Genomic DNA, 24,757 nt, shown 5'->3' with positions numbered 1-24,757 from the left:
AAATATGAAAGTATTGATAACCGGTGGAGCAGGTTTTATCGGAAGCCACATAGCCCAGCAGCTCCAGGGACGGGCTCAGGTCCGAATTCTCGATAATCTGCGAAGTGGATTCAAACACAATATAGAACCCTTTGACGTAGAATTTATAGAAGGTTCGATTACAGATAAGAAAATCGTTCGTGAAGCGGTTGACGGTGTGGACTATATTTTTCAACTTGCGGCAATGATAAGTGTTCCTGAATCAATGGCCAATCCCGCCGAGTGTGTAGAGATAAATGTTAACGGCATTCTAAACGTATTGCAGGCGGCGGCTGATGCCGGCGTAAAAAAACTGGTTCACAGCAGTTCCGCGGCTATATACGGCGATAACCCTGTTGTACCAAAACTCGAATCAATGTATCCCGAGCCGAAGAGTCCCTATGGGATAACAAAACTTGATGGTGAGTATTACTGCCGGATGTTTGCAGAAGAAGGGCTGCTCAATACTGCATGTTTAAGGTATTTCAACGTGTTCGGTCCCCGTCAGGACCCCAACAGCCAGTATGCGGCGGCTGTGCCCATCTTCATATATCGTGCACTTCGCAACGAGCCAATAATGATTTTTGGTGACGGCGAGCAGACACGGGATTTTGTGTTTGTTGAGGATGTTGCCCGGGCAAATATTTTTATGGCGACAAATCCTGAATTCAAAGAGGTTTACAACGTAGCTTACGGCAAAACCACCACCATAAAATCTCTCGCCCAGAGCATAATACGCTTTACGGGTTCAAGTTCTGAAATTGTATTCAAGGAAGAAAGGCCCGGAGATGTAAAACACAGCACTGCCTGTATCGATAAACTCCTCGGGTGCGGATTCTCTCCTTCGGGCAGCTTTGAGGCGGGTTTGCAGAAAACTATTGAGTTCTTCAAATAAGTCTTCGGGGGTAATTCGTCAACAGCTAATCAGTTGTCTTCTTCTATCCTGAGCAGGTTTACTCCGCTTTGAGAATCTTTGACCCGGGAGGCTTTGATACCTGTTATTTCTATTATCGTAACCTCAAGAACCAGAAACACTTCCGCTCCGCCTCTTGGACAGCCCACGATATAGTCGTCACCTCTTCCCATTGCGGCATGAAGGTGCAGTTTGGGACCTTGTTCGTCCCAGTATAATGTACCTACGCCAAGAACTTCACCCGGGCCGGCAAACTGTTTGAACCAGCCCTCAAGTTTCGGCTTTTCCTGCCTGGGGCCTACAACAACATCGGCCTTGCGTATGCCGCCGGTGATTAAAACTGACCCGTGTTTGATATTTTCAATACGGGCTGTCTTTTCAATTGATTCATATACGTCTTCACCCTCAAACAGCCGCAGTGCAAAAATGCGGCCTGCTTTGCCGGCAGCATATTCCATTATTGCCTCGCTATTCTAACAATACTGTTATCAATTTTGAGCCTGCCCTGTGTAAAAAGCCTGACAGCCTCGGGGTAAGCCAGGGATTCCTGTTCGAAAACTCTGGCAGCAAGCTGCTCTGGAGTGTCAGTGTCATAAACAGGGCAGCTTTTTTGTACAATTATCGGGCCTTTGTCGTATTCATTGGTGCAGAAATGTACTGTGCATCCGCTTATTTTGCATCCGGCTTTCAATACGGCTTCGTGCACATGACGGCCCCACATGCCCTTTCCTCCAAAGCTGGGCAGAAGGGCGGGGTGTATGTTCATGACGCGGCCTTCAAAGTCATCGTAGATCTTCCAGAGACAAAGCCAGCCGGCCTGTATAACAAGTTCTACACCTGACTTACGAAGTGTTTGGGCAATTGAAGTGCTGAAAGTGTCAATGTCGGCATAATCCTTTTTCCGCACAATTTCAGGTTCATATCCCAACTCTCTGGCAAGGCCAACTCCCTTAACATCACTTCGCGAGCTTATAACACATACTATTTCTGCATCAAGGCTGCCGTTTGCAATCTGTTCATGCAGGTTTAGCATGGTCGTGCCGCCGCCGCTGATAAGTATTCCAAGTTTTGTTGGATTTGTGCCCACAGAGCTAATCTTCCTTATCCTGGTGTAGGACAACGATTCTGCTGCAGCTTGGGCATCTTATTATGTCGTCATTTGATAAAAGCTGATTGACAGTTTCATTGGTAAGGCTCATAAAACAGCCGCCGCATGTATAATTTCTGCGTTTACCTCCGGTTGAATCCACATACGCCAGTGCCTCACCGTCGTAATTATCTGAAAGCCGCCTGAATAACTCCAGAACCTCATTAGGTATTCCCCGGCTTGCTTCATCCCACTCGTTTTGCAGTTTAGAAAGAGACTCCTGAATGTCCTTAGCCTTTACATTTACCTGTTCCCTGACCTGTTCAATCTTTTGTGACTGCTTTTCAATCTGCGATTCAATCTGCTTGGATTCTTCCTGTTCATTTTCTAAAGCGGCCATGAGCTCAAGAAGCTCATTCTCTTTTTTGGAGTTATCGGCTTTGTTTACATTTATCTCTGTCAGAAGTGCCGAATATTCCTTGTTGTTTTTTGCATTGTTGAGCTCTTCCTGTCTTTTTTTGAGAGCTTCATCACGAATTTGCATTTCAAGTTCGATCTTATCGATTTTATTGCGGATCAGTTTTGCTTCGTCTTTTTTGCTTTCAAGGGTATTTTGGATATTTCTAAGCTGATTTTCCTGTAGAGTAAGCCCTCTTCGGGTTCTCGCCAGTTTTTGTTTTACGCCGCGAAGTCGGGATTCTACTTCCTGAAGTTTAATTAGCCCGTTAAGAACTGGTCCCATATATTGCTCCTGATTTTTCTTTTGTACTGTTCATTATAATATAATTAAAAAAGGGCAGAAACCTGTTTTCAGGTTTCTGCCCTTTGGTATTATTTAGTTTACTGCGATTACCTCTTTAACCATCGGCACTCGTTCTTTAAGAACTCGTTCAACACCGTTTTTGAGTGTTGCTCTGGCTCCGGGGCAGCCGTGGCAGGCTCCCTGCAGTTTCACCTTAACAGTCAAATCATCAGTGATTTCAACTAATTCAAGGTCACCGCCGTGGCTTTGAAGGCTTGGCCGGATTGACATTAAAGTTTCAGTTATCTGAGCGTGCAGGCCATTGTTCTCGGCATTGCCATTACTCTCTGTTGTCATTGGTTCTCCGTTATTTAGATTTTAAATTATCGTTTTTTATGAATTTTGCATTATATAGAAAAAACAAATTGAATCAAGGATTAATTTTATAAAAAAATGGCGTTTATTACGCCTCTATTTATGTTGATTGACAGAGTTAGTCCTGATGTTATAATCTTCTAACTTCATCTAAATTATGGGATTTAACAATTTGGCTAAGAATAAAATAGAAATAATTCACAATAGCGGCGAGCTGCTGGTTATAAATAAACCCTCGGGGGTTAGCGTGACCAAAGACCGCACCGGAAAAGCTGATATTATCCATCTGCTGTCACTGCAGTTAGATGTTGAAAAGAGCAGCTTTCGGCTGATACACCGTATTGACAAGGCGACATCGGGGATTCTGCTTATCGCTAAAACTGCCCGGGCCCAAAGCCGCTATGCCGCCATGTTTGCAAAAAGAAAGATAAAAAAAACATATCTTGCTTTTGTTAAAGGGTTTGCGATGGATGAGGGCGGAGTGGTAAAACAGCCGCTTGACCGTTCCAGTAAGTTTAAGGGTACCATGTATATCGCTCCCAGACGCGGCAAGCAGGCAGTAACAGAGTGGCAGCTGCTTGCTGATTTTGGTCTTGTATCTTTAATTAAAGCCAGCCCGATTACAGGCCGTACACACCAAATACGTGTTCACATGAAGCATATTGGCATGCCTCTGGCGATAGATCCGATTTATGGGGGGCAAGAGCCGATACTTTTGTCTGATTTTAAGAAAAAATACACACCCAGTCCCGGTAAGCCGGAAAAACCGCTTATAGACCGCTTGACACTTCATGCATATCAGCTTGAGATTCCGGCCGAAGATGGTTTTGAGGGCGGTGTCTTTGTAGCTCAACTGGAAGATAAGTTCAAGGCCGCACTTAAGATGCTGGCACGGCACAATCCCCGGGGCGAGGACGCTTTTATTGACAGGAAAGTTTATCACAGCATAATTGCCGCTGAACAGATATGAGTTTTTCGGTTGTGTCAGGAGTCTGGTTCGCGAGATTATGACATGCTTTTTAAGGGCGGATAATCAATGTTATTGCGGTCATCTTCTTTTCAGGACTGCCGGAGTTGTTCTTCTAAAAATTCAATATGTGTGTTTTATGTTTGGACTTTTAGTTTTTAGTTGAAATTGCGTGTTTATTGCTGATATAATGAGTCTATGGCAAAGATAGTCAACAAATGTATAAAACAGCTTCTAAAGGACGTAAGATTCGCTCCTAAAAACACTAAGCTCAGGCAGCTGGTTTCGGCTGAAAATTTTATTGATACTATCGATAAGAATAGAAGTTATCCTTTTGATTTTGTATGTTATAAAATAACAGGCTTTCGTTATCATGAGGATGAATTTTCTGAAGATGTTTTAACTGGTTCAGATTTATATACCGATTTACTTGGTTTTGTATTAAGTCTCAGCTCACAGATATCGATTCCTGTAAAGGAAGTTTCAGAAAAGGTTTACACAGTAGTTGAGCTTGCGGGAAAATTCAAAGTCGCGAGGAAGACCATAGACCGCTGGCGCCGGCAGGGACTGGTATCCCGAACCTATATTTATGAGGATTCCCGCCGCCGCGTGGGCGTACGCGAGTCAGATATGAAGAAATTCATATCCAGGCACCCCGAAATGTTCAGGCGGGCCTCAAAGTTCAGCCGAATGAATGACCATGAAAAGAGGCAGATTATCTCTTTAGCAAAAGATATGGCGGCGGAAGATCATCAAAACCGCAAAGAGATAATCGATTTGATTGCCGCAAAGGTTTCCCGCTCCTGCGAAACAGTCCGCTACACTCTCGAGGCGTATGAAAAGCAAAATGGAACCGAAAGTGTTTTCAGCAAACCCTTTGGATCGATAGACCCTGAAACCGCAGCATCAATACACACCGCTTTCAGTTCCGGAGAGTCTGTCGAAAAACTCGCTCAAGAACATAATCGCAGTACAAGCTCAATATACAGGATACTCAACCAGGTAAAGGCAAGGGATATCAAGAATCATAATTTCAGCTATGTTTACAACCCTGACTTTGACAACAGAAACAAAGTCGATTCCATATTAGCCGCGAAGATAAGTTTTGATTCGGATACAATGCCGGGTACTGTATCGAGTGAGCATGAGATGCAGGAGTATATCAACATTATAAACAATATGCCGGTATTAAACGCTGATCTGGAGATTGCCGCTTTTACAAAATACAATTGCCTGAAGTATTTGTGTTCCAAAATTCAAGATAAGATCTCAATATCAAACCCAAAGTCATCATATATTGCTCAATTTGAAGATTATTTGAAAGAAGCGGAGAGGATTCAGAACTTTATAATAGAGTGCAACCTGAGAATAGTTGTCAATACAGCCCTTAGGTATGCCAATAAAGGGTATTCGTTTTATGACCTTATAAGCGAGGGTAACCTTGCTTTGATACGTGCTGTTGAAAAATATGACTGCGTTTACAGCCACAGATTCGCGAGCTTTGCCAATCTGTATATCCAGAAGGTCTTTGCCGCGAAACTCTCTAAGGAGTGGCGCCGTAAAGACAAGCCCAAAGGCTTTGATCTTGCCGGTATTGCAGTCAGTACTGAGATGAGTCCGTTAAAAAAACTTGGCGATGATGAGAAAAAGTCTTATAATCTTGAAACGGTGATAAAAAACAATCTTACTAATACAGAGAGTTATATTATTCGCAATCACTACGGCATCACAGGAAGTTTGCTGCCGTTTAAACCAAAAACCATTAAAACTATCAGCGAAGAGCTTGGAATAGGCAGAGACAAGGTTAAGCTGCACGAGTTAAAAGCTCTGCAAAAGCTGCGGCACTGTCTTAGCAAGGAAGAATATGAGCTTTTTGAGAGATAATACGAGAGGATACTACAATGTATAAAGCAGGATTTATCGGCGGCGGAAACATGGCAGAGGCCATCGTAAAAGGCGTGCTCAAAAAAAAGATATACAAGCCCAATGAAATAATAGTAACCGATATTTCTTCCCAAAGGCTTGATTGTTTCTCCAGGGATTATGGTGTAGATGTAAGCCATGACAACTGTGAAGCATCCTCGCAATGTCAAATACTGTTTCTCTGCACAAAACCCCAGAGCATGAGGGGTGTGCTCAATGGAATAGCGGGTAATATCAGTGAATCGGCCTTGATCGTCTCAATAGCTGCTGGAATCAGAATAGATTTTATAGAGGAGATTCTTGGTTCTTTTCCAGTTATAAGGGTAATGCCGAACACTCCCGCGTTGTGCGGGGCGGGTGCAGCGGGCATATACGCCAATAAAGCCGCTCAAAAAGAAGCGGCAAATTTAGAGGCTGTTTTCAACTCGATCGGTAAGGCTGTCGTCGTGGAGACAGAGGATGAAATAGATATTGTAACTGCGCTGAGCGGCTCGGGGCCGGCTTACTTCTTTTTGATGATGGAGGAAATGATAGCCTCGGCGCAGGAGCTTGGTTTAGATTATGATTCAGCCAAAACCCTTACTCTCCAGACAGCATTTGGTGCGGCAATGCTTGCTCTTGAGTCGGACAAAGAGGGTGTCACACCGGCCCGGCTTAGGGAACAGGTCACATCCCCGGGCGGCACAACAGAAGCCGCGTTAAAAGTATTCCAGAGAGATCAGTTTGGGGCGATTGTTCTGATGGCAATGGAAATCGCCAGAGAGAGAAGTAAAGAACTTTCAGGAAAATAGAACACCTGAAGCGATAATGATCTTCAATTAAATGAGTCTTAGAAGCCTTAATGTTTTTTTAGTATTTGCGGAGATATAAAATGACTGTTTGGAAAAAAGCCGGTATGCTCTATCATGGCAAAGAAGGGTATAACTGTGCTCAGGCCCTGATTAAAGCCTTTCAGGATATTTGTGGTGCAGATGAGTTCGATATTGAAGAGTTTGCGGCTTACGGCCGCGGCAGGGTCGATGGAGGTCTGTGCAGCCCGCTCTACGCGATATATCGGCTGATTGATAATACGGTTGTTTACGAGCAGATTCTCGAGGAGTTCGCTAAAGAAACCGGCTCTGTTAAATGCCGTGAAATCAAGTTAGGCATGCAGCTGGGATGCCGCGAATGTATTGAGCTGGCAGGCAGGCTGCTTGTTGAAAAGGTGCCGGAGAAAGAAATAAATTTCAGAGAGGAATAAGGCGTTGGCCTGTTATCTGTTACCAGGCAATAATTTATAGCAATGCGGGGCAATGAAAACTGCTGGAAAAAATCATTACGAGCAGGCATTTGAGGCTTATCTGTCAGTGAACTCTGTAGTTTACTCCCGTATTCGGCAAGAGAGCAGGTTCTGCTGGAAAGAGAGAAAGATCAAGAGTTTCGATTATTTTGTCCGCCTTGCTAACGGGCCGCATATGGCTTTGGAAGTTAAAGGCCGCAGTTTTTATGGTAAAACTCTTGATGGATTGAAAGGAGCTCAGAGCTGGGTAAGTGCCGATGATATTGAAGGGCTGGACAGGTGGCTTTGTGTTTCGCAAGATATTCAGGCTGCCGGTTTCATCTTTGCTTATCTGATAAAAAGAGCTGATTTTGATGGTAACGGTGCTGAAATATTTGAATTTGACGGGCGGTATTACGCTTTCTATTATGTGGATTTTAACCGTTACTGTAATTCCATGAAACGCCGGAGCAGCAGCTGGCGGACTGTTTATATGCCCGCCGCCAGTTTCAGGCAGGCGGCGGTAGAGACATCTGCCATATTGCGGCCTGATGACAGCCGTTTCTGATGCGGCTGCTTTTGCCCAGACAAGCCCGTCTGGGCTGCTACTTTGGGTTGTCTATAAAGATCATATAGCGTAAAGTCTGCTCGCTTCCGGGTTTCCAGGATAAGGGAAGCTGGATTTTCAGCTGTTTTATATCGTATAATGTGCCGGCAAGTGTGCGTTTGTACTGATATTGAAGGCTGACATCTTTTGTGCCGTATATTTTTATTACAGCAGATTCTCCATCTGCGTCATTTACAGTGACTGTTGTATCTATCCCCTCCAGCTCGACAGATACATCCTTTTCGGTCGTGAAAAGAGGCAATTGTATATAAACATCATCATAGCTCCGGGATGAGCTGGATTTAACGGTTGTTGTAACTTCGATCGATTTATCACGGAAGACGTAGTCATGCGTGTATTCCAGCGGCGTAGATGATATCGCTCCAGTTGTAGTGAGACGGTTCTGTTCGGGCCGGAATGTGTAGTCGAAGGAATTGTAATCGCCGTAGAAGACTTGCTTCTCTTTCTCTTTTTCTACAACAACACCGTGATGTGTGTAGCTGTCCATGCCCTGGCTTGCAATCAGCGTCCTTAAGCCGCGAAGCCAGAGAAGTGAAATCCCGCCCGAGGTTCGCGGACCCATACCTGATTTTGGCGAGGCGTTTGCTCTTGCAGAGTGGAGCCCGGGGCGGCCGACGTAGAAACAGGCGTAATAGTCTTTGTTCCTGATTATTGCAAATTCATCTTCGATCATTTCCTTGACGGGTGATTCCTTCTCGCAGGGCAGTTTGACAGTTTCTAAAGGTATATCCGAATAATAGGTTGTCTCGTTATATGCCGGCGAGAAATAACCGGCTATGCTGGTATCTTTGAGATTTTCTATTAAATCACTTTTGTACGGCAGGCTTTTAAGCCTTGCTGAAATTGCTTTCTCTGCTAATTTGCGATGGTTCTCTCTGCCGCTCAAATAAGCTGCTGCTGCCGGCGCATCAGGAGCGATGACAGCTGCGCCGCCCTGATTTGGTGCGGCGTGCCATGGACACGGCCAGGAGTGCCCAAATTCACTCGAGCCGGTGAACATGCCGTTCTTTTCGATGCCGGAGGTGTAGTTGAAAAAGGAAAATGATTTCTCGATTTCCTCTTTTATAATCTCAATTCCCGTATCTTTATAAGTGTAGGATAAGAGGGCGGAAGCTATTGATTCATACCTGGGGGCAGGGCCGTACAGGATTGGATAGTAAGTTTTACCATCCCTGGCTTGCCTGAACATTTCAGGGATGTAATCTTTCAGGAAATCCAGATAAAACTCATCGCCGCTTGCCTTGTAGAAAGCCGCTATTGAATATATCAGCTGGGCGCAATCATGGGCGGAACCTGATACGCTCATATGCAGTGTGCGGTCAATATAGCGTTGTATTCCTTCAGTCCAGAGCTCGTGAATATCGGGGTAAATCTCTTTTACCTCATCGCTTAGAATAACGTAGGGGTCTATGAAACGCGTTCTTACATTGGCGGCGAATATGCTGTAGTAATCAGAGAGGCCGCGTCCGTCGGTTAGTTCCCCCTCGTCCATCAGCATCAAATCTCTGCACGAGGCTATAATCGCACGATTGAGCAGAGCACGGTTTTTATACAGCGGGTTAAACGGTTCATCAAGTGAATAGACAACCGCCGGCACAGCCGCGGCGTACTTAGGTGAAAATCCGGCTATTTGAGAAAATTTCTCCTGATTAGTCGCATCAGGCATTTCGAAAGCCCCTGCATCTTGTGAATTGTATCGGTGAACAGGTTTATAGTAGTCATAAATTCCCGCAATTCCTCCATAATAAGGGCTTTGCGGGTCTATAACCTGTGATTCAATCGCAGTATTTATAGCCGCGAAAACTGATGATGTTTCAGTGAAAAGAGCAGCGTACTTGTATGGTTCTGAAAGTATATAATCCTGCCACTGTGTGAAATGCCCTTCCGGGATGTATTCGAGTTCGAAATCTCCGAGGCTGAATTTCTGACGCAGCAGAGAGTCGAGTTGCTCCTGATAACGATGCGCTGCTATCTGTCCGGTGCTGAGTTTCACCGTGGAGCCTTTTAGCCGCTGCGCAAAATCTCTGCTTGGGCATACAATTACTGGGAATCCGAGGGTTCTGATGAAGCCTTCGGGCCAGGTTTTAGGGTCAGCGTCAAAACTCCATACAGTTTCAGTTTCGCTGATTTTAATGGTTCCCTCTTTATCTTTGAGCAGAGTTTTGCCTTTGGCGTCCTTAATTTCAAAATCGCATTTTACAGGTTCCAATTTAAGGCTCTTTGCCCCTTGAGGAACATATATCCACGAATTAGAGTACCCGTTTTTTGGCGGTGCTATGGCATTTTTTGTTGTCAATATTCCATATTCAAGCGACGGTAAAGTCTTGAAAGAAAATGTCCCGTAGCTTGAGAGGCCTCCGGTAATTGCTATTGTGTAGAAGCCTTTCTGTCCGCCGGAGACATTGTGTTTTAACCTGGTTGAAAGACCTTCCGGTTTGCCTTCTTTTTTCAGCGGAAAAGCGAGCCTTTGGCGGTGAATCAGTTTTTCCTGCGGGTCAAACACCCTTACCAGCATTTCATCAAAAGGGATATTTGCCCCTTGATAAGACCGCAGCATATCGATTTGAAATTCAAAATCGCCGCCCGGGTTCCATAGATACAGATAAGTAGAGCAGGTCTGATACTTGACCTTGGCCGCCTGGAAGACTGTTTTGTCTTTATCCAGATGATGCAGCACTGTCAACAGCAACAGACAGACAGCCAGGCCGCTTAACAAAAACAACAGAAGCCCGTGAAGTGAGCTGACCGAATCAAAGCCGCTGTCTTTAGATTGGACGGCAAGTTTTTTTCTTAGTTTCTTCCACAGCATTTTTTGTATTTTTTCCCGCTGCCGCAGGGGCAAGGATCGTTTCTTCCGACTTTTCGTTCGGTTCTGATTATCTGCTTAACTCCCTGCTGGTTCTGAGGTCCTGCCGCTGCTGCCCGCTGTTTGTCTGATACATCAAAACCGGCGGCTTGCTGATGGCTCGCAGATGAGACGTTATAAACATTTCTGCTGCGAACACCCGGTGCCAGCTGTACCTTGAAGATCCTTTCAGTAACGCTGCTGTCAATGATGTCAAGCATTTCATTAAACATCCTGAACCCTTCCTGCTTGTATTCAAGTTTAGGGTCCTTTTCAGCGAATGACCTCAGGAAGATTGTATCCCGCAGCTTATCCATCGCGTAAAGATGCTCTTTCCATGCACTGTCGTACACCTGCAGAAGGATAAACTGTTCCAGACGAGACATGTCCTGACGCAGAAAGTTCTGTGCCTCTCTAAACACCTGGGCACGAATATCTTCATCATCGGAGATTTCGATTTCTGTTTTGATTTCAAAACGGCTTTTGGCCCACTTTATGAAATCTTCGCGGCTTCGGGAGCTGTATTCACGATCAATCATATCCCGCAGCTTTTGTCCCCGCAGGTTCTGGGCGGCTTCCACAAGCTGCTTATGAACCTGTTCGGGTTTCATCTCACGCAGTTTGTCAGAATCAAATCCGATGTCATAAAGCCGGTTTGCACGGTTTGCCAGATTATCAAGCGAGTAAACGTTTTGCCTGTTTTCACCATAGGCCATCTGGCACATCATATCAGCAGAGCAGGCGGTTTCCTTGCGTTGGTATTTCTCGTCAAGTTTTTCAACTATTACAGTTTTAATTTCTTTTTTTGGCAGAGACTTGAGCTGATCAAGAGATATATCCAGGGTGAATCTTTCGCGAAGATGGGTCTGGAGAGTTTTGACCGCGAAGTCTTCGTCAAGAAATTCTACAATGCCTGAAAAATCCTTTTTCATGATTTGTTCCTGGGCGGCATCGCCTATTTCGCTTTCTATTTCGTCAGCGGATAGCTCCCTGAGCTTTGAGACAGAAAGATTGGCGTTGAATGTTGACATTGCCCATTTTGACAGGTCGGAGAGCTTCCAGCTGCTCGGATCATCCCAGTCTTCCAGGAACTCGGCTATTGTCATTGATATTTTGCCGCGTGCGTTCTGGGCGGCGTCTTTGCGGACAATCGCCTCAACTTCACTTTGTTCGAGACCGTATATCTTTTTGATGTCGATGTCAACGCCGAAAGTGTGCAGTATCCACGCCGCCGCAGCCCTGTAAGGATACGTTTCATCAAGAACATCATCGCATAATGTTTCTACGACGTTTTCTATCTTATCGAAAATTGTCTCTCTAAGCTCTTTGCCCTCAAGGACTTTTCTTCTGCGGCCATAGAATGTTTTCCGCTGGTAATCCATCACTTCATCATATTCGAGCAGTGATTTACGGGCTTCGAAGTTCTTTTCCTCTACTTTTCTCTGAGCCTTTTCAATTCCTCTGCTTATCCAGGGATGGTCGATAGCCTCGCCTTCCAGCATTCCTTTTTTGGCAAGGGCTTTAATGACCCAATCGGGGGCGAATATGCGCAGGAGGTCATCATCGAAACACAGGAAAAACTGGCTTGAGCCTTTATCTCCCTGCCTTCCGGCACGTCCCCTGAGCTGGTTGTCGATACGTCTCGATTCATGACGTTCAGTACCAATAATATGCAGTCCGCCAAGCTCTGCTACACCTTCGCCGAGCTTGATATCGGTGCCTCGGCCCGCCATGTTTGTTGCTATTGTAACATTTCCGCGGCGGTTTCCGCGAGAATCAGTGTGCTGCTGGCCGGCTTTTTCCACGATCGTGGCTTCACGGGCGTGCTGTTTGGCATTTAGCACCTCATGTTCCACGCCGTATTTGCGGTGAAGGGCGGTTGATATCGCTTCGGACTTTTCGATGCTTACGGTACCTACCAGGATTGGCCGTCCCTGGCCGCTGATTTCGTTGATCTCTTCTACGATGGAGTTGAATTTATCCCGCATGTCCTTATAAATCAGGTCGTCGCGGTCATCCCGTATGCACGGCCTATTTGTTGGTATCGAAACTACGTCAAGTTTATAGATATCCATAAACTCCTGAGCCTCTGTCATGGCAGTACCGGTCATACCTGCAAGCTGGTCATAGAGCTTAAAGAAATTCTGGAGAGTTACTGTTGCCAGGGTCTGGGATTCTTCTTTGATCTGGACACGTTCTTTTGCCTCTACTGCCTGGTGAAGCCCGTCTGACCACTGCCTGCCGTGCATAAGGCGGCCGGTAAACTCGTCAACGATGACAACCTTGCCGTCCATGACGACGTAATCCTTTTCACGCTCAAAACATACGTGCGCCCGCAGGCCCTGTTCAAGCAGGTGGGGCCAGTCCATATTGTTTCCGGTGAAGAATGAGCCGATTCCGGCAATTTTCTGGGCTTCGCCAACGCCTTCATGTGTAAGGTGAACGGCTTTTCTGTCAAGCTCAACCTCGTAGTATTGTGTCATACCCTCGAGCTTTTCCTCGAGCTGCTGCTGTTTTGCAAGGTTCTCCTGGGCTATTGCCTCATATTTTGCGGAACGCTGCTTGTCTTTGACCTTTTTGGCATCTGCCGCGATGCCTTCGGCCTCCGCGGCTTTGTGCTGCGCTTGTTTTATCTGGGACTCTATATTTGTGTAGCCTCGCTGCATACTTATCAGCTCTCTTACGACGCCGTCAGCCTTGCGGTAGCGGTCAACATCGTCCATCGCAGGGCCGCTGATGATAAGCGGGGTACGAGCCTCATCAATCAGGATTGAGTCAACCTCATCGATTATTGCGCTTTCGAGCTCACCCTGGCAAATCTGCGATATGGACATCTTCATATTGTCCCGGAGATAGTCGAAACCGAACTCGTTGTTAGTTCCGTACACTATATCCATTTTGTAGATGGACTTACGTTCGTCTCCGCCCGGATCCATGTCGTTTTGTATTGCCCCCACAGAAAGCCCCAGGGCGTTGTAAACAGGGCTCATCCATTCCGCGTCACGCGATGCGAGGTAGTCGTTGACCGTAACCACATGCACGCGTTTTCCGGTTATATGTATAAGGTATGCCGCCAGTGTTGCAACCAGGGTTTTACCCTCACCGGTTGCCATTTCAGCGATTTTGCCGTCTGAAAGCACGTTTCCGCCGACAAGCTGCACATCATAATGCCGCATTTCCATGTTGCGCCTTGCCGCTTCACGTACAACGGCAAAAGCCTCGGGCAGAATATCATTAACAGAGCGTTCTCCGGAGTTTACCTCCTCACGAAAACGCTGTGTATTGGCTTTGAGCTGCTCGTCGCTTTGCGATTTGAATTTATCTTCAAATTCGGCGGCTTTGACAGCGGTCTGCATATATGCCTTGACCAGCCTGTCGTTGCGCGTTCCGAATGTTTTTGCTAAAAACTTGCCGATAACTGGAAACATTGGGTATCCTTATTAACTGACATTCTCGGATGTCAGCTCATTTTCTGTATTATTCTTTAACCCTGGTGACATAGTCGCCTGTTCTGGTATCAATCCTGATCATTTCACCGATTTTAACAAACGGCGGCACAGAAACCGTAAGCCCTGTTTCAAGTGTAGCGGGTTTGTACTGGTTTGTCGCTGTAGCTCCCTTAATCTCGGGGGCGGTGTCGGTTACTTCGAGATCAACCGTTGTTGGCAGATCGACCTGTATCGGTTTTTCCTGGTACATTGACACCTGAAGCTGCTCATTGGGCTTGAGGTAGAGTTTGGCATCGCCGAACTGCTCATCATCAAGGCTCACCTGGTCATATGTCTCCAGGTCCATTATTACATGCTCTGAGCCTGCAGAATAGAGGTATTCATATTTGCGTTTATCGAGGTAAGCCTGCTCAATATTTTCCTCGGCGCGCAGGCGGATATCACGGATTCCGCCGTCAATAAGATTGCGCAGTTTAGTCTGGTAAACAGCTCCGCCTTTTCCCAGTTTTACGTGCTGGTAATCTACTATCGTATAGAGTGTGTCATCCAGTGTTACTGTCATACCTTTTTTCATTTCAGATGCTTTCATTGCAACTCCGTGAATTATCTGTCTTTACATAATAAAATCTCTGTTTTTCAAAGCTGACTTTCAACTTTGACGTTATAAGGGTGACAAGTATAACAATTACCGCTGAAATTACAAGAATTGATGTACAAGAATTCGTCCGGAATAATAATTGACCCGGGTTTGTATTTATCACAATCCATTGATTTTAACCGGTTTGCAGAGCTGCTGCACTTGACTGCGGTCTATTTATGTGCAAAAGGGGAAGGGACAACCAGGATAGGGCAGTGGGCTTTTCTGACAATTTTTTCTGTGATATTGCCAAAGAAAGCTGACTCAAATACACTTGAGTTGTGCCTGCCTATTACAATAAGGTCTGCTCCGATTTCTTTTGCGAAATCAAGGATTTCCTCGTTTTCTTTACCGATGCGGAATTCTATATCGATCTTCATCCCTTCGGGGACTTTTACCAGATACGATTCTTTTATACGTGCATCGATATCCGCCCTGGCCTTGTCGTCAACGTTTTCAATCTCATAGATGTATGTTTTCCAGAACTGTGATTGTGATTCCGGCACAACATGCAGGACAAACAGCTCGGAGTCGGCGCAGCTTCGTGCCGCGTAGAGGGCATAATCGAATGCGAAATCAGAATTCTCTGAGAAGTCGGTGCAAAAGAGTATCTTACTGTACTTTATTTGAGGTTCATAGGCCATGGCAAAATCTCCTTAACCAATCAATTCAGGAAGGAAAAGACATATTTTTGGAAAAATCATCAGAAGAATCGCCGCGATTATAAGTGCAGCCAGAAACGGCATTGCTCCCCTGAATATCTTCTGGAGCGGCACATCTCGTTCGATTCCGCTGACAACATATACGCATACACCTACCGGCGGGCTGATAACACCCATTTGTGTTACGATAACGATAATAACCCCGAACCATATAGCGTTGTAACCAAGCTCGATCACAACCGGATAAAAAATCGGGATAGTCAGCATAATAAGTGCTAGAGCGTCAACGAAGCAGCCGACAATCAAATAGAAAAATATTATCAGCCCGATTATAACCCAGCTTGGAACTGAAAGGCCGGTAAGGGCAGAAGCCAGCTCGTAAGGTATGTGTGTTACAGTAAGGAACCGTCCGAATATGACAGCTCCTGTAACTATTATCATAACCATGCACGAGGTTCGGGCAGTTTCAACCAAAGAGCGTTTAAGCATTGAAAAACTGAGTTTTTTTCTCATCAGTGCTACTATAATGCTTCCGGCAGCTCCTACCGCGGCGGCTTCTGTTGGGGTGAAGAGCCCCAGAAACATACCGCCTATTACCAGTAAAAACAATAGAAGTGTTTCAGCTACGCCGGCAGTGGCTTTAAGGCGGGCTTTCCAGCTGAAAGGCTCTGATGCCGGTCCAAGATGAGGGCGCCGTTTACAGTTTATATATATAGTCAGGCAGAACAGCAGGGCAATCAGCAGACCAGGGCCAATACCGGCTATAAATAGTTTTCCGACAGACTCTTCTGTTAAGATTCCGTAAACTATAAAGACCACACTTGGCGGAATAAGCATACCAAGGCTTCCGCCGGCAGCTACCGCACCGCAGCCCAGCTCCATATCATATTTGTATCGTTTCATTTCGGGCAGAGCTACTGCCGCCATCGTAGCCGCTGTTGCCGGGCCGGATCCGCATATCGCTCCAAAACCGGTGCATGCTCCAACGGTTGCTATCGCCAGCCCGCCCGGCATGTGCCCGAGCCATTTATAAGCCGCGTCAAAAAGCCTGCGGCTTATGCCGGAGTGAAAACAAACCTGCCCCATGAAAACAAAAAGCGGAATCACAGTAAGGCTGTACGAGGTAAAAGTGTCATAAAGGTTCATTGAAAGCATACTTGCGGCGGCATCAGGGTTCACAACGGCCGCGAAACCGACAAAGCCTATTATAGCCATCGAAAAGGCTACCGGCATACTCGCCGCCAGCAGAACAAACAGGAAAACACACCCGATTATGCCGATTTGAACGGGAGTCATGGTTTGATCATCTCCCTGCCCGGATTTACCAGGTTGTAAGCAATGACAAGGATAACGACAAAACAGCATCCGCCTATAAGCCATGGCAGCCAGAATATCGGCAGCTGAAGTGTCTGTGTAACCTGTTTGGCCTTGAGCATACTGTTACCATAGATAATGCAGTGGTGTCCCATCAAATAAAATAGCGCCATTGCCATCAGCCGCATGAACGAATCAACAATTATGCGGCCCCGCCTGTTGAATTTCTGGAAAAAGAATTCTATTGCAACATGTCCTTTTACCGCTGTCGTGTAGGGCAGCGCAGCGGCAAGACTAATGCAGCCGGCTATTTGTACGATATCGTAAGCTCCTGTTATGGGCCTGTTCAGCGGTTTCATTCGCAGTATTATATCAAGGCAGGTTACGGCTGTCATTGTCAGAACGCCTAATCCTGATACAACGACCAAACCCAGAGTCAGATGTTTGAGCGAAAAGACATATATTGTTCTGAGTCTAAATAGAAATTTATCCATAATCGGTGTCGGTCTGTACAGATATATTCTTTACTTATGCTGTTCTAATTCAACCTGAATAGCCTCAAGGAATTGGGCTCCGGGCAGGCCTGTTTCCTGGGTTTTTTTCTTGAAATTATCGAGAATTGGCGAGACTGCCTCGACCCAGCGTTTTTCTTCTTCCTCAGAAAGTGTTATAACCTCTTTGCCAAGGCCTTCCACAAATTCAAGTCCTTCCCTGTCCGCCTCATCCCAGGCGGCTCCATGCTTTGCTATCCATTCCTGACTTACCTGGTCAATAATCTCCTGCAGCTCGGGATCGAGAGAGTTCCATTTGTCCCTGTTCATGACGACAAACATGGAAGTTGTATAACCAATTGCTGAAGTGTCAGTTACATAGTTGATTACCTCTCCCTGGTTCCAGCCTTTCAATGTCTCTATCGGGCAGAATGTAGCATCAACGACTCCTTTTTGAAGGGCTTCGTATGTTTCCGGCTGGCTCATAGCGATAGGGGTTGCTCCGAGACTCTCTACCAGTTTTGCCGAGAGGCCGGTTGCACGCACTTTAAGTCCGGCCATGTCCTCAAGTTTTTTTACCGGCTTTTTAGAGGCAAGAATCCCCGGGCCGTGAGCGTGTATGTAAAGAAGTTTTACATCTTTAAGTTCTTCCGGATTAAAATCAAAGGCCAGCTTGGTTGCGATTCCAGTAGCGGCACCGCCGGTTGGGTACCCAAGCGGCAGGTCGAGCCCCTCAAGAAGGGGGAAACGGCCCCGTGTATAAGCAAAACAGCTCATGCCTATATCCGAAATGCCTGCAACTACACCTTCATAGCATTGCGGAGCTTTAGTGAGTGTGCCTCCGGAGTGAATCGTTATGTTGATTCTGCCGTCTGAACGCTCCTTTATCTCGTCTGCCCACTCTTGAGCGGTAACGCATTGTATGTGGCTGGGCGGGAAAAAGACACTGTATGAGAGCTCAACAGCCTTTTGTTCTGCTGAAGCCTCACCGTTCTGGCCGTCCGATTTGCCGCAGCCTGTTAAAAGGTTTGCAGACAATATCATAACTATCGTGAGAGTAATAACTAATTTGCGGTCCATCTTGATACCTCCAATACGGATTCTATTGTTATTAAATTACTACATTTGATTAAGTTACCAATAATGTATCAAAAATTCAACCACTTTATTGCAGAGTTTAAAAAAAGATAATATTTGCTTGAAAACAGGTTTTATTTCCATAAAATACGCTGTTCTATCTATACTTGCTTAGCTTGTTATCAGCTAAACGGTTATAAATTGTAAATAAAACTTTAGGTACTGAAAATTGTTCGAGAGCCTTACAGACAAGTTTAATACGACATTCAAGAAGCTTTCGGGACGCGGCAGGATCACCGAAGCCAACGTCTCTGACGCCATGAATGAGGTGCGCAAGGCCCTGCTCGAAGCAGATGTTAACTATAAGGTAGTAAAGCAGTTCTGCAAAGATGTCAAGCAGGCCGCCATGGGTGCCGAGGTAATTAACAGCCTCAAGCCCGGCCAGCTGATGGTCAAAATCGTGCAGGATGAGCTTACTAAGCTGATGGGACCTGAGGACAGCAATATATTTTTTGTTTCTCCCGGGCCGACCGTTATCCTCCTTGCGGGTCTTCAGGGCAGCGGTAAGACAACTACCGCCGCGAAGCTGGCTTACAGGTTGAAAAAAGAAGGCCGCAAGCCTATGATGGTTGCCGTTGACCTCCAGCGTCCGGCGGCGATCCAGCAGCTTCAAACACTTGGCGAGCAGATTGAAGTGCCGGTACACTGTGATTTTGATACCAAAGATGCTGTCAAGGTCTCAAAGTCCGGCGTAAAAGAGGCAAAAAAAGCCGGTTGCGATACCGTTATACTCGATACCGCCGGCCGTCTGCACGTTGATGACGAGCTGATGACCGAGGTGTCCAATGTTGCAAAGGCTACCTCGCCGCACCAGATATACCTGGTCTGCGATGCTATGATTGGTCAGGATGCCGTTAATTCAGCCAAGGAATTCAATAACCGGCTTGAGCTGGACGGCGTAATTCTGACAAAACTCGACGGCGATGCCCGCGGCGGTGCGGCACTGAGTGTCAAGGCTGTAACCGGTAAGCCTGTTAAATTTATCGGTTTAGGCGAGAAGATTGACAATCTCGAACACTTTCACCCGGACAGGATGGCCAGCCGCATACTCGGCATGGGCGATGTAATTACCCTCGTTGAGAAAGCACAGGAGCAGTTCGACGAAAAAGAAGCCGAGAAAATGCAGAACAAGATGGCCAAAGGCACCTTTGGGCTGGACGATTTTCTCAAGCAGATGGCAAAAATCCGCAAAATGGGCGGTTTGATGAGTATGCTCAAACTTATGCCGGGTATCGGCAATAAGCTTGAGGGGCTCAATATGGACGATAAGGAGTTTAACCGTATTGAGGGTATTATCCATTCGATGACGCCGGCGGAGCGGAGTGAGCCGGACATGCTTAACCCCTCTCGCAGACGCAGGATAGCCGCAGGCAGCGGTGTTAATGTTACCGATGTTGCCGGACTGGTCAAGCAGTTCAGGCAAAGCCGCGAAATGATGAAGATGATGGCATCAGGCGGTGGCGGCGGCCTCGGCGCGATGAAGGGTATGATGAGCGGCGATATGGGTGCTATGGGAGGCATGGGCCAGCGAAAGGTTAAACAGCGTTCAAAACGCAAACGTGTCATCAAACGAAAAGGTAAAAAAAGAAAAGTACGCTAAAATTCCCGCTTTATTGCGATAGCGTGTTAGATTCAAATGCCGGCCGAGACTGCCGGCCTGATTAAAATGACGATAGACGAATATCTTGAACGGGTTGGTGAGCATGTTGATGATGAGTATGGACTTGCTTACCGGCGTAATTTTGCCGATAATCTCGGCACCTCACAGCCGGGTATGCTGGGCTGCCCGACAAGAGCGGAATATCAGCAGCTCAAAAGGGCTGTAGCTATAATGACAAGTGAAGAAAAGCGGAATGTCGCGGCTCTTAGCGACGAGCAGATCGAGCGGATAGCCGATGATGCCGGCGTTGACAGGGCGAATTTCGCGATATTTATCAATGCTTATGCGTTGAAATTAAGAATTAAGAATTAAGAATTAGGAATTAAGAATTGCGGAGTTCGCTTCGCTCACAATTTTGTATATCGGCAAAGCCGATTCGTTATAATTCCTAATTCCTAACTAAATTAGATAAACGTGTTCGCTGAGGCATTGGGCCTCTAATGCGAAATTAATTTATATATCCATTTAAAAGGAATCAAAAATGGCAGTAAAACTTAGAATGACAAGAATGGGCCGCAGGCACCGTCCTTTCTTCAGGATCAATGCCGTCGATTCACGCACTCCGCGTGACGGACGTATCCTCGAGAAAATCGGCCACTATGACCCAATCGAAAAAGACAAAGAAAAACAGATTGTTCTCGATGTAGAGCGTGCTCAGTACTGGATGGACAAGGGTGCTATACCCTCGGAAACCGTCTCTGAGATACTCGTTAAACACGGTATCACAGACAAGCACGCGATCGCGCGTAAAGCACGCCGCGAGAGAGCCTTGAAAATCGCCCGCAAGAAGGGTAAAGCCTTCACAAGTGCGGAGAAAAAGGCCGCTTCCGGTGAGTCTGAAAAGAAATAAAGCAAATCTTCTCGGGGCAGATGTATGCGTATTGACGTTTTGACACTTTTTCCCGAGATGTTTGAATCTCCCCTGGCGCATTCGATAATAAGACGTGCCCGGGAGAGTAATGCAGTAGAGATAGTTCTTTCAAATATTAGAGATTTTGCCGCGGATAATTACCGCAAGGTCGATGATAAGCCCTACGGCGGCGGCCCGGGAATGGTGATGATGTGCCAACCGGTTTTTGACTGCTACGAATCGGTCAAAGCCCAAAGCACTGATAAACCAAGGGTTATAATGATGACGCCGCAGGGCCGCAAATTTGACCAGCAGCTTGCAAAGGAGCTGAGCCGTGAAAAACGGCTGATGCTGATTGCCGGCCGCTACGAAGGTTTTGACGAGCGTATCCGCGAAGGGCTTGATGCCGAGCAGATATCGATCGGCGACTATGTGCTTACCGGCGGGGAACTGCCGGCGATGGTAGTAATAGACGCTGTAGCAAGACTGCTCGAAGGTGTACTCGGCGATGATGCCAGTGCCGTTGATGAATCTTTCAGCGATGGATTGCTCGAGTATCCCCAATACACGCGGCCCGAGGTTTACCGTGACATGCGTGTTCCGGAAATACTGCTCAGCGGAGACCACGGCAAAATTGCCCAATGGCGAAAGGATAAATCTCTGGAACGAACGAAAAAATGGCGGCCCGATCTGCTTGACGGACTGCCAGATAATAAGAAATAATAAAGTCAGGAGCATAGACGTGAAAACTGAACTTTTAGATGCAGTTGAAAGCAAGAGCTTGAAGACGCAGGTGCCGTACTTTGAAGTTGGCGACAATGTCGAAGTGCATTGCCGCATCAAGGAAGGCAACAAAACCCGTATTCAGATATTCAGCGGTATCGTGATTGCCCGTAAGGGCCGCGGTATCAATGAGACATTCACCGTAAGGCGTTTCATCGCCGACGAGGGAGTCGAGCGTATTTTCCCGCTTCATTCGCCCAACATAGTTAATGTTGTAGCCATTCGAAGCAGTAAAGTCCGCCGTGCCAAACTGTTTTATCTTCGCGAACGCAGCGGCAAGGCTGTTAGGCTTCGCCAGAGGCACACAACCCACACCATTGCTAAGTAAGTCAATAAGATTAAGGTCATTAAGGGCTCTAAGGTCCTTAATGACCTTTTTATGGTGAACCAACCATGAAAAGGATAGCAAATCAGGATGGTTTTATACCGCGGCAGGGGAATTTCAAATCTTTAATAAGCTATCAAAAGGCCGAGGCGATCTACGACATAACCTACTATTTCTGTACCCTTTTTCTGCAAAAAAGTGACCGTACCGTTGACCAAATGATACAGGCGGCTCGCAGCGGCAAGCAAAATATAGCCGAAGGTTCCTCCGTTTCTTCAACATCCAGTGAGTTTGAGATCAAGCTGATCAATGTCGCAAAAGCGAGTTTGCAGGAGCTGCTTATTGACTATGAAGACTATTTGAGAACTCGCGGGCACTTGCAATGGCAGGAAAAATCAGCACAATTTGAGGCGATGCGGAAACTTGGCCGGGAGCATAATGATAGCCGTTTTTTTATGGCAATGGTTACTACTCGTCCTCCCGATAAAATCGCTAATATGGCGATAATCCTCATAAAACAGACCGATTACCTGCTGTTTCGCCAACTTAAAGCACTTGAAGCAAAATTTCTCGATGAAGGTGGAATGCGAGAAAAAATGACTGGTATCAGAAAGCAGGTCAGGAAGCAGCAAAGCAAAAGTCTTTAATGTCTTTAAAGACCTTAGAGTCCTTAGTATTCAAGCGAAAACGAGATAGACCGGTGTTATTTAAAACCACATATAAAAAACTCCTTTCTTCAACCCGTGTGCTGGGCAGATGGGGAGAACGCAAGGCTGTAAAATACCTTAAGGGCAAGGGCTATTCGGTCCTTGCCCTTAATTACAGGTGCAAAGCCGGCGAGATTGACGCGGTTATGTCAACTCCGGAAGGGGTCATTGTTTTTGTAGAGGTCAAAAGCCGCCGAAAAGAAGGACTCTGGAGGGCGGTTGATGCCGTTACCCGGAAAAAACAGCGAAAGATTGCCGCATCGGCAAAATTCTTCAAGAAACGCTACAAATGCACCGACCTTATCTCACGATTTGATATAGTAACAGTGGTTCTGGACGAAAAGAAAAAGCCCAAAATAACCCACTACGAAAACGCGTTTTACGCTTAAAATTTGCTTGAAAATAGTCAAATCTGGGTTTAAAATACTTCTATGGTATCTTTAAGTGACATTCAGGCTAACCGCGGCAGGATAATAGATATTGCCGAAAAGTACGGAGCTCACAACGTGCGTATTTTTGGCTCAGTCTTGCGAGGCGAGAATACCGCATCAAGTGATATTGACTTTTTGGTAAATATTGATGATAACCGTTCTCTGCTTGACCATATTGCTTTAATGCGGAGCCTTGAAAAAATGCTTGGATGCAAAATAGATGTAGTAAATGAAGATGTTTTGGATCCTCTCATAAAAGATCGTGTTCTTATGGAGTGTAAAGCAATATGAGAGACGGCTTCTCTGACTTTTTATGAGTTTAATAGATACACATGCACATTTGACTTTTGAGGGGCTTGTTGAGAATCTCGATGATGTTCTTGGACGCAGCCGTGATGCGGGTGTTGATACCTGGGTTACGGTCGGCACGAGTCCGCAGGAGAATATAAAAAACATAGAGCTTGCCCGTCGGTATGACAATATGTACGCCGCGGCGGGGTTCCATCCGCACGATGCACGGCTTATTACTGAAGATGACCTGCAAGCCCTTTCAAAACAGATAAATGATGATAAAGTCGTTGCTTTGGGCGAGATCGGCCTTGATTACCATTACAATTATTCTGAGCCGCAAATTCAACAGGATATCTTCCGCAAACAACTTGAAATCGCCGCCGCGGCCGGGATGCCGGTTATTCTGCACAGCCGCGAGGCATTTGAGGATACATTTGCTATTCTCACCGAGTATATGCCCCGGCTCAAAGATGTCGTATTTCACTGCTTTGGCGGCGGGGCGGCTGAGGCTCAAAGAGCGGTTGAGATGGGCTGTTATATTTCGTTTACCGGTACAGTAACATTCAAAAATGCCGATACAGCCCGTGAGGCCGCGACGGCAGTGCCGCTTGAGCGGCTTATGGTCGAGACGGATTGCCCTTTCATGTCACCGGCTCCTATGCGGAAACAGCGGACAAACGAACCCGCATTGATGATTCACACCGCGACTAAGCTCGCAGAGCTGCACAATACAGAGCTTGAGGAGATTGCCCGCGTAACCACCCGAAACGCTGTAAGATTTTTTGGGCTTAAACAATAAAAAAGGCAGCCGTTAAACGACTGCCTGTAAAGAGCTTACCGTCTATGGTGTTTACATCAGCTCGTCCAGTGCCTCGGTGATGTCTTCCTTACTGGTAACGCCGACCCATTTCTTTTCGAGCTGGCCGTTTTTGAAAATTACAACAGTCGGGATAGACTGCACGCCAACCTGGTTGGCCGCGTCTCTGTGTTCATCAATATCAATCTTGCAGATCTTCGCCTTGCCGGCGTATTCTTCCGCGATTTCTTCGACAACCGGCCCGATCATTCTGCATGGGCCGCACCACTCTGCCCAGAAATCAACAAGAACCGGTACATCAGAGCTGCTTATGAGTTCGCTGAATTCACTGTCTGAAATATGCATTACGTTTTCACTCATTGTGATTTATCCTTTCAAAAAATATGAAAATTATTATTCTCATTTAAAGATATATTAGAAATTACTATGTTATATTCTGCATGAAAT

27 protein-coding genes are annotated in these 24,757 nt (G+C 46.2%); 15 read left to right on the top strand and 12 right to left on the bottom strand.

What is annotated here, in order from left to right; all coding sequences use genetic code 11:
• Positions 1-4: 4 nt before the first annotated feature.
• Positions 5-913, top strand: a complete 909-nt coding sequence (locus tag SMSP2_RS05860; protein ID WP_146683060.1) for an SDR family oxidoreductase — start codon at positions 5-7, stop codon at positions 911-913.
• Between the two features lie 29 nt (positions 914-942).
• Here SMSP2_RS05860 and SMSP2_RS05855 read toward each other — a convergent pair whose 3' ends face one another.
• The 4 genes from SMSP2_RS05855 to SMSP2_RS05840 all read right to left on the bottom strand — a co-directional run bounded on the left by SMSP2_RS05855 (position 943) and on the right by SMSP2_RS05840 (position 3,117).
• Positions 943-1,389 carry a PPC domain-containing DNA-binding protein gene (locus tag SMSP2_RS05855; RefSeq protein WP_146683059.1) on the bottom strand — a complete coding sequence of 149 codons (447 nt, stop codon included), beginning with the start codon at positions 1,387-1,389 and terminating at the stop codon, positions 943-945.
• Positions 1,389-2,018, bottom strand: coding sequence for a phosphoribosylglycinamide formyltransferase (purN, locus tag SMSP2_RS05850; RefSeq protein WP_222566416.1), 630 nt, complete (start codon positions 2,016-2,018; stop codon positions 1,389-1,391). The genes SMSP2_RS05855 and purN overlap by 1 nt, the downstream gene beginning before the upstream one ends.
• Positions 2,019-2,022: 4 nt before the next feature.
• Positions 2,023-2,760: a zinc ribbon domain-containing protein gene (locus tag SMSP2_RS05845; RefSeq protein WP_146683058.1), complete on the bottom strand. Its 738-nt coding sequence runs from the start codon at positions 2,758-2,760 to the stop codon at positions 2,023-2,025.
• 93 nt (positions 2,761-2,853) lie between these two features.
• Positions 2,854-3,117 carry a NifU family protein gene (locus tag SMSP2_RS05840; RefSeq protein ID WP_222566415.1) on the bottom strand — a complete coding sequence of 88 codons (264 nt, stop codon included), beginning with the start codon at positions 3,115-3,117 and terminating at the stop codon, positions 2,854-2,856.
• A 190-nt stretch (positions 3,118-3,307) separates the two neighbouring features.
• Between SMSP2_RS05840 and SMSP2_RS05835 the strand changes: the two genes are divergently transcribed.
• From SMSP2_RS05835 to SMSP2_RS05815, 5 genes are all read left to right on the top strand, one after another.
• On the top strand, positions 3,308-4,105 hold the full coding sequence (locus SMSP2_RS05835) for an RluA family pseudouridine synthase (protein WP_186804887.1): 798 nt from the start codon (positions 3,308-3,310) through the stop codon (positions 4,103-4,105).
• 195 nt (positions 4,106-4,300) lie between these two features.
• The gene (locus tag SMSP2_RS05830; protein WP_146683056.1) at positions 4,301-5,986 is read left to right on the top strand and encodes a sigma-70 family RNA polymerase sigma factor; all 1,686 of its coding nucleotides are present in this window, start codon (positions 4,301-4,303) and stop codon (positions 5,984-5,986) included.
• Between the two features lie 17 nt (positions 5,987-6,003).
• On the top strand, positions 6,004-6,816 hold the full coding sequence (proC, locus tag SMSP2_RS05825) for a pyrroline-5-carboxylate reductase (protein ID WP_146683055.1): 813 nt from the start codon (positions 6,004-6,006) through the stop codon (positions 6,814-6,816).
• 80 nt (positions 6,817-6,896) lie between these two features.
• Positions 6,897-7,265 carry a C-GCAxxG-C-C family protein gene (locus tag SMSP2_RS05820; RefSeq protein WP_146683054.1) on the top strand — a complete coding sequence of 123 codons (369 nt, stop codon included), beginning with the start codon at positions 6,897-6,899 and terminating at the stop codon, positions 7,263-7,265.
• Between the two features lie 52 nt (positions 7,266-7,317).
• Positions 7,318-7,851 carry an HYExAFE family protein gene (locus tag SMSP2_RS05815; RefSeq protein WP_146683053.1) on the top strand — a complete coding sequence of 178 codons (534 nt, stop codon included), beginning with the start codon at positions 7,318-7,320 and terminating at the stop codon, positions 7,849-7,851.
• A 37-nt stretch (positions 7,852-7,888) separates the two neighbouring features.
• On the opposite strand, the gene SMSP2_RS05810 is transcribed toward SMSP2_RS05815, so the two are convergent.
• From SMSP2_RS05810 to SMSP2_RS05780, 7 genes are all read right to left on the bottom strand, one after another.
• A complete protein-coding gene (locus SMSP2_RS05810) occupies positions 7,889-10,720 on the bottom strand; it encodes a hypothetical protein (protein ID WP_146683052.1) in 2,832 nt (943 codons plus the stop codon).
• Complete coding sequence (secA, locus tag SMSP2_RS15205) at positions 10,702-14,184, bottom strand: preprotein translocase subunit SecA (protein ID WP_146683051.1); 3,483 nt, start codon at positions 14,182-14,184, stop codon at positions 10,702-10,704. Before secA ends, SMSP2_RS05810 begins: the two co-directional genes overlap by 19 nt.
• A 49-nt stretch (positions 14,185-14,233) precedes the next feature.
• Positions 14,234-14,794: an elongation factor P gene (gene efp / locus SMSP2_RS05800; protein ID WP_222566414.1), complete on the bottom strand. Its 561-nt coding sequence runs from the start codon at positions 14,792-14,794 to the stop codon at positions 14,234-14,236.
• 221 nt (positions 14,795-15,015) lie between these two features.
• A complete protein-coding gene (locus tag SMSP2_RS05795; RefSeq protein WP_146683050.1) occupies positions 15,016-15,486 on the bottom strand; it encodes a universal stress protein in 471 nt (156 codons plus the stop codon).
• A 12-nt stretch (positions 15,487-15,498) separates the two neighbouring features.
• Positions 15,499-16,800, bottom strand: coding sequence for a TRAP transporter large permease (locus SMSP2_RS05790; RefSeq protein WP_146683049.1), 1,302 nt, complete (start codon positions 16,798-16,800; stop codon positions 15,499-15,501).
• Entirely contained in the window at positions 16,797-17,312 is a 516-nt protein-coding gene (locus tag SMSP2_RS05785; protein ID WP_146683048.1) for a TRAP transporter small permease subunit, read from the bottom strand. Before SMSP2_RS05785 ends, SMSP2_RS05790 begins: the two co-directional genes overlap by 4 nt.
• 30 nt (positions 17,313-17,342) lie before the next feature.
• Positions 17,343-18,389, bottom strand: coding sequence for a TRAP transporter substrate-binding protein (locus tag SMSP2_RS05780; protein ID WP_146683047.1), 1,047 nt, complete (start codon positions 18,387-18,389; stop codon positions 17,343-17,345).
• 226 nt (positions 18,390-18,615) lie between these two features.
• On the opposite strand from SMSP2_RS05780, the gene ffh reads away from it, so the two are divergent.
• From ffh to SMSP2_RS05735, 9 genes are all read left to right on the top strand, one after another.
• Positions 18,616-20,046, top strand: coding sequence for a signal recognition particle protein (gene ffh, locus SMSP2_RS05775; RefSeq protein WP_146683046.1), 1,431 nt, complete (start codon positions 18,616-18,618; stop codon positions 20,044-20,046).
• 66 nt (positions 20,047-20,112) lie between these two features.
• A complete protein-coding gene (locus tag SMSP2_RS05770) occupies positions 20,113-20,418 on the top strand; it encodes a hypothetical protein (RefSeq protein ID WP_146683045.1) in 306 nt (101 codons plus the stop codon).
• A 169-nt stretch (positions 20,419-20,587) separates the two neighbouring features.
• A complete protein-coding gene (gene rpsP / locus SMSP2_RS05765; RefSeq protein WP_146683044.1) occupies positions 20,588-20,956 on the top strand; it encodes a 30S ribosomal protein S16 in 369 nt (122 codons plus the stop codon).
• A gap of 24 nt (positions 20,957-20,980) precedes the next feature.
• Positions 20,981-21,679, top strand: coding sequence for a tRNA (guanosine(37)-N1)-methyltransferase TrmD (gene trmD, locus SMSP2_RS05760; RefSeq protein ID WP_146683043.1), 699 nt, complete (start codon positions 20,981-20,983; stop codon positions 21,677-21,679).
• A gap of 19 nt (positions 21,680-21,698) precedes the next feature.
• Positions 21,699-22,067 (top strand): 50S ribosomal protein L19, encoded by a 369-nt coding sequence (gene rplS / locus SMSP2_RS05755; RefSeq protein ID WP_146683042.1) that lies wholly within the window; start codon positions 21,699-21,701, stop codon positions 22,065-22,067.
• 65 nt (positions 22,068-22,132) lie between these two features.
• Positions 22,133-22,711: a four helix bundle suffix domain-containing protein gene (locus SMSP2_RS05750; protein WP_146683041.1), complete on the top strand. Its 579-nt coding sequence runs from the start codon at positions 22,133-22,135 to the stop codon at positions 22,709-22,711.
• A gap of 53 nt (positions 22,712-22,764) precedes the next feature.
• Positions 22,765-23,160 carry a YraN family protein gene (locus SMSP2_RS05745; RefSeq protein WP_186804886.1) on the top strand — a complete coding sequence of 132 codons (396 nt, stop codon included), beginning with the start codon at positions 22,765-22,767 and terminating at the stop codon, positions 23,158-23,160.
• Positions 23,161-23,202: 42 nt separating this feature from the next.
• The gene (locus tag SMSP2_RS05740) at positions 23,203-23,493 is read left to right on the top strand and encodes a nucleotidyltransferase family protein (protein WP_146683039.1); all 291 of its coding nucleotides are present in this window, start codon (positions 23,203-23,205) and stop codon (positions 23,491-23,493) included.
• A gap of 22 nt (positions 23,494-23,515) precedes the next feature.
• Positions 23,516-24,292 (top strand): TatD family hydrolase, encoded by a 777-nt coding sequence (locus tag SMSP2_RS05735; RefSeq protein WP_146683038.1) that lies wholly within the window; start codon positions 23,516-23,518, stop codon positions 24,290-24,292.
• Between the two features lie 51 nt (positions 24,293-24,343).
• Here the strand turns inward: SMSP2_RS05735 and trxA are convergent, their stop codons facing one another.
• On the bottom strand, positions 24,344-24,670 hold the full coding sequence (gene trxA, locus SMSP2_RS05730) for a thioredoxin (RefSeq protein ID WP_146683037.1): 327 nt from the start codon (positions 24,668-24,670) through the stop codon (positions 24,344-24,346).
• Between the last annotated feature and the right edge of the window lie 87 nt (positions 24,671-24,757).

It is taken from the genome of Limihaloglobus sulfuriphilus (assembly GCF_001999965.1).
Classification (GTDB): domain Bacteria; phylum Planctomycetota; class Phycisphaerae; order Sedimentisphaerales; family Sedimentisphaeraceae; genus Limihaloglobus; species Limihaloglobus sulfuriphilus.
The sequence above is the reverse complement of the archived record's forward strand: the minus strand, read 5'-3'. Positions and strand labels throughout refer to the sequence as shown.